The organism is Celeribacter baekdonensis (assembly GCF_900102315.1).
GTDB classification, from domain to species: Bacteria; Pseudomonadota; Alphaproteobacteria; order Rhodobacterales; family Rhodobacteraceae; genus Celeribacter; species Celeribacter baekdonensis.
In genome coordinates, this window is record NZ_FNBL01000029.1 from 1 (window position 1) to 5562 (window position 5562).

General features: G+C 62.1%; 3 protein-coding genes and 1 pseudogene. 3 read left to right on the forward strand and 1 reads right to left on the reverse strand.

Annotated features, from left to right (window positions below):
* Positions 1–147: 147 nt before the first annotated feature.
* Positions 148–1682: pseudogene (locus BLT54_RS21765) on the reverse strand (IS3 family transposase); the annotation flags it as partial.
* Between the two features lie 43 nt (positions 1683–1725).
* Between BLT54_RS21765 and BLT54_RS21775 the strand changes: the two are divergent.
* The 3 genes from BLT54_RS21775 (at position 1726) to BLT54_RS21785 (ending at position 5452) form a co-directional block, all read left to right on the forward strand.
* Positions 1726–3024 carry an IS5 family transposase gene (locus tag BLT54_RS21775; RefSeq protein WP_425429344.1) on the forward strand — a complete coding sequence of 433 codons (1299 nt, stop codon included), beginning with the start codon at positions 1726–1728 and terminating at the stop codon, positions 3022–3024.
* A 103-nt stretch (positions 3025–3127) separates the two neighbouring features.
* Complete coding sequence (locus tag BLT54_RS21780) at positions 3128–4162, forward strand: permease (protein WP_074647524.1); 1035 nt, start codon at positions 3128–3130, stop codon at positions 4160–4162.
* A gap of 12 nt (positions 4163–4174) precedes the next feature.
* The gene (locus tag BLT54_RS21785; protein WP_074647525.1) at positions 4175–5452 is read left to right on the forward strand and encodes an ISL3 family transposase; all 1278 of its coding nucleotides are present in this window, start codon (positions 4175–4177) and stop codon (positions 5450–5452) included.
* The last annotated feature ends 110 nt before the right edge of the window (positions 5453–5562 follow it).

Consider the following 5562-nt stretch of genomic DNA (forward strand, 5'->3'; position numbering starts at 1 on the left):
GACCCGCGGCACGGTGTTTGTCAAAGCAGTTGTCGTCTGGTTTCGTTTTCAGGCTGCCTGTTCGGCTGGCCCGGCCATGGGTCCGCCGCCGCCAGCTTGATGGGGGAGCGCGTCGGCGGCCCCATGACCTTTGCGCCCGGCATCGGGGCGTTCCGGGTTCAGCCAGACCGAGGCGATGGGTTGCCAGTTGCGCGTCTGGCCTGACCAGCGTTCGGGGTGCGCGGCGCGGGCCAGCTGGTAGACACGGTGGCGCTCGGCGAGCAGCGCGTGGTCCTCGCCGCGGTGGCGCTGGTCGGGGGTGACGAAGCGGATCGCGCTGTGACGATGCCCGGTGTTGTACCAGCGCACGAAGTCCATCACCCATGCCCGCGCCTCGTCGATCGTCGCGAAGCCGCGGGTCGGCCAGCGGGGCGTATACTTGCAGGTCCGGAACAGGGCCTCGGAGTAGGGGTTGTCGTTCGACACCCGCGGCCGGCTGAAGGACGCGATCACGCCCAGCCGTTCCATGGTGACCTTCATCGTCGCGCCCTTCATCGGGCTGCCATTGTCGGCGTGCAGCACCGGCGGGCTGGTCAGGCACCGCTCCGCCCGGACCGCGCGTTCCAGCACCCGGGCGGCGAACTCGGCGGTCTCGCGCTCGTGGACCTCCCAGCCGACGATCTTCCGGCTGAAGATGTCCACGATCAGGTAGAGGTAGAAGAACATCCCCGCGATGGGTCCGGGCAGCCAGGTGATGTCCCAGGACCAGACCTGGCAGGGACCCTTCGCCTCGAAGCTTGCCGGTGGCCGTGACCGGCCAGGCCGGCGCGCGCGACCGCGGCGGTGGTTCTGCCCGCGCTCCCGCAAGACCCTGTACATGCTGGATTCCGAGGCGATGTACACGCCCTCGTCCGCCAGCTTTGGCACGATCTGGCTCGGAGGCAGGCTCGCGAAGGGCGGGCTGTTGCAGGTGTCCACGATCCGGTCGCGCTCCGCCTCGGTCAGCCTGTTTGGCGGCGCCGGGCGATCCGCGCAAGGGCGACGGTCCTCGCGCACCCCGCCGGCCGGATCCCGCCAGCGCTGCAGTGTGCGCAGGCTCAGGCCAAGTGCCGCACAGGCGGCTGTCGGGCGGGCGCCTGCCGCTGTCGCCTCGTCGATGAGGGCTGAGATATGTCGGCGATCCTGAGCAGGCGTCATTCCTCCGCGCCTCCCTCCGGGCCCCAGATCGCTTCGGCCTTTTTTCGCAGGATCATCAGCGCCGCCGCCTCGGCCAGCGCCTTCTCCTTGCGCGCGAGTTCGCGCTCCAGCTGCTGGATGCGCTTCTTGTCGTCCCTCGTCTCCCGCGCGATCCGGCTCGCGGCAGCCCGCTCCCAGTCGTTCGCCCGCTCGCAGGCCTCGCGCCAGACGGCGAGTTGCTCGGGATAGATGCCGCGGCGGCGGCAGTATTCGCCGAGTTCGGCCTCGTTCATCGACGCCGTCTCGATCACCGCCCCATGCTTGTCGCGCGACGTCCAGCCCTCGGGCCCTGCGTGGGCGTCGGGCAGGAACTGCCCCTTCGCCCGCGCCTCGGCACGCCATTTGGCGAGCGTCGCCACGCTGATCCCTTCCTCCCTGGCCAACCGGCCCAGAGGCATGTTGTTCGGCGGCAGCATCCTCGTCAGTACCGCCGCCTTCCGTTCCGGTGGATATGCCAAACCCCTCATCCTCTCCCGCCCGCCTCAGCATACACTTCCAGTTTCAGAACCGGTGACAACTACCCTGACAGAGGGGGGGCACGAGCTGGTGAAACTGGCAGCCCTGATCGACTGGGAGGTGTTCGAGCGGGAGTGGGCCGGCTTCTTCCCGTCCGGCAAGGGTCGGCCTGCGACAGAGCCGCGCCTGGTGGCGGGGCTGCTGTATCTGCAGCACGCCTACCGGCTGTCAGACGAGGCGGTGGTCGCGCGTTGGGTCGAGAACCCCTATTATCAGCACCTCACTGGCGAGACCTTCTTCCAGCATCGTCCGCCGATCGACCCGTCTTCCCTGAGCCGTTGGCGGGGACGGATCGGCGAGGAAGGCGTGGAGTGGCTGCTGACCCAGACCATCCGGGCCGGGCAGAAGTCCGGGGCCATCGACGAGGACAGCGCCAGGCGCGTTGCGGTCGATACGACCGTCATGGAAAAGGCCATCGCCCATCCCACGGATGCCCGGCTTTATGAGCGGGCGCGCGATCAACTGGTCGCCCTGGCGCGAGGCGCCGGGGTGGAGTTGCGGCAATCCTATGCCCGTCTCGCCCCACGGCTGGCGCTGCAGGTTGGCCGCTACGCCCATGCAAAACAGTTCAAGCGCATGCGCAAGGCATTGAAAAGGCTCAAGGGCTACACGGGCCGTGTCATGCGCGATCTGCGCCGCCACCTGCAGGATATCCCCGAGGGCGGCCTGCGGGATCGCATCATCGCCAAGCTCGCCCTTGTGTCGCAGCTGCTGCACCAGCCGCCCAAGGGTGCCGGCAAGATCTATGCCCTGCATGAACCCGAGGTCGACTGCATCTCGAAAGGCAAGGCCCGGGTGCGTTATGAATTCGGCTGCAAGGTGAGCATCGCGACCACGCTGGACGAGGGCTTCGTCGTCGGCATGCGCAGCTTTGCGGGCAATCCCTACGACGGCCACACCCTGAAGGAAGCCCTCGAACAGGTGGAGATCCTGACCGACCGGCGCCCCGACCTCGCCGTTGTCGACCGCGGCTATCGCGGCCATGGCGAGGAGAGAACCCGCGTCCTGATCAGCGGCACGAGGCGCGGCCTGTCGCCGAAACTCGCCGCAGATCTCCGCCGCCGAAGCGCCATCGAAGCGGAAATCGGCCACATGAAAACCGACGGGCGCCTGTCGCGCTGCCCCCTGAAAGGCACCCTCGGCGACGCCCTCTTTGCCGTGCTCAACGCCTGCGGACACAACATCCGCAAGATCCTGGCCCATCTCAGGGCTTGGCTTGCCTGGATTCTCGCCGCCATTCGGAATGCCGCATACCCCCAAGGCCGCCAGTATCAGGCTGTCACAGCAGCCTGAACGGATTGTTCAGACCGAACGAATTATAGTTGACAGACCGGATAAACGCAAGTAGGCTTCGCACATCAGTTCGATAAAACTAGAAATATAGGAGCAATATTGAATGTCACCTCAACTCCAAGACGCTCTAGGCATGTTCGCCTTTCTCGCTATCGAGCTATCGGTTTTATTCATTGGCATTAGCTTGCTGGTCGGAGTTCTTCAACGTCACATCCCACCATCCAAGGTGGAAGCGTTACTGACTTCCAGTGGGAAGCGAGGCTATTTTCTTGCTGCTGGTTTAGGAGCTATAACGCCCTTCTGTAGTTGCTCGACTATCCCCATGTTGAAAGGGTTGATTCGGGCACGGGCCGGTTTTGGGCCGATGATGGTGTTTCTTTTCTCATCTCCGTTGCTGAATCCTATCGTCGTCGGCCTGCTGGTTGCCACGTTTGGATGGACACTTACTGCTATCTATGTGCTCGCCGCTTTGGTGGTCGCGGTAGGTGCCGGATGGCTGCTTCACACGCTTGGCTTCGAGCGTTATGTGCGCCGGACGGCGACACAAGAGAGCAGTGGATGTAGTTCATCAGCAAGCCCGTGCAGTGCTACATCGACCGCATCGAGTTGCGGCACCAACAGCTGCGACACCACTCCGAAGACGGCTTCTTGCGGGGCTGATAGGAAGACAACAGTCTCTACGTCTAGCGAATGCTGTGACAGTCAACCCACTGTCACGGTTAAGAAAGAAGGGAAGTACAGTGGTGTGTGGCGGGAAGCTTGGTCGGACTTTATCGATGTGTTGCCTTACCTGCTCATCGGTATTGCGATTGGCAGCGTGATCTATGGTTTCATGCCCACTGACTTATTGGAGCAGTATGCAGGCCCAGATAATCCCTTTGCCATTCCAGTTGCCGCTGTCATCGGCGTGCCGTTGTATATTCGCGCTGAAGCCGTCATACCTCTGGCAGCGGCTCTGATGGCCAAAGGCGTGGGTGCCGGGACGGTGCTAGCGTTTATCATCGGCAGTGCCGGAGCCAGCCTGACTGAGCTCATTCTGTTGCGCTCTTTGTTCACGCTGAAGCTTTTAGCGGCGTTTTTAGCAGTCATTTTTGCTATGGCGATGATTGCCGGTTACGCCACCTACCTGTTTTTCTGATCAAGGCGGGAGATGATTAATTCGTTAAGCCTTCCTGGGTACCAGTTGGTGGATTCTGATGAGCAGAATGAAGACATACATTTTCGGCTTGAAGCACCTACACCAGTAGCCTGCGAGGGGTGCGGCGTGCAGGGTGAGTTCGTGCGGTTCGGCAAGCGTGACGTTCCCTATCGTGATCTGCCCATCCACGGCAAGCGGGTCACTCTCTGGGTGGTCCGCCGCCGATACACCTGCCGGGCCTGCAAGACAACATTCAGGCCCCAGCTACCGGAGATGGTGGACGGATTCCGTATGACACTGCGGCTGCATGAGTACGTGGAGAAGGAATCCTTCAACCACCCCTACACCTTTGTGGCGGCACAGACCGGCCTGGACGAGAAGACGGTGCGCGACATCTTCAACGCCCGCGCCGAGTTCCTGGGGCGCTGGCACCGCTTCGAGACGCCCCGCATCCTGGGCATTGACGAGCTATACCTGAACAAGCGCTACCGCTGCATTCTGACCAACATTGAGGAGCGAACCCTGCTCGACCTGCTGGCCACCCGCCGCCAGGACGTGGTGACCAACTACCTGATGAAGCTGAAAGACCGGCAGAAGGTCGAGATCGTCAGCATGGACATGTGGAATCCCTACCGAGCAGCGGTCAAGGCTGTGCTGCCCCAGGCCCGTATCGTGGTCGATAAGTTCCATGTGGTGCGCATGGCCAACGATGCCCTAGAGAGAGTGCGCAAGGGCCTCAGAAAGGAGCTGAAACCGTCCCAGAGCCGGACTCTCAAGGGAGACCGGAAAATCCTGCTGAAACGCGCTCACGAAGTCTCAGACCGGGAGCGCCTCATCATGGAGACCTGGACAGGCGCGTTCCCGCAACTGCTGGCCGCCTACGAGCACAAGGAGCGCTTCTACGGCATCTGGGACGCCACCACACGGCTCCAGGCAGAAGCCGCCCTGGACGAGTGGATAGCCACCATCCCGAAGGGCCAAAAGGAAGTCTGGAGCGATCTGGTCAGGGCAGTGGGAAACTGGCGCGAAGAGACCATGACCTACTTCGAGACGGACATGCCCGTCACCAACGCCTATACGGAGTCGATCAACCGACTGGCGAAGGACAAGAACCGTGAAGGGCGTGGTTACACCTTCGAGGTGATGCGGGCACGAATGCTCTACACTACGAAGCACAAGAAGAAGGCGCCGACTGCGAAGGTCTCTCCGTTCCACAAAAAAAACCTCAGTTACGGACTGCCGGACTTCGCAGAGGAACTCAACTACGGAGTCGATCTATCAACCATCTGATAATGGTATCAGGTTGGGGTATCCGGAATTTCTGGTTGATAAAATGCCAAAGATGTAAAGAAGAAAATCTTTCTCAGCGGATTATCTGATTGATCCTCTTCAGCTTACTC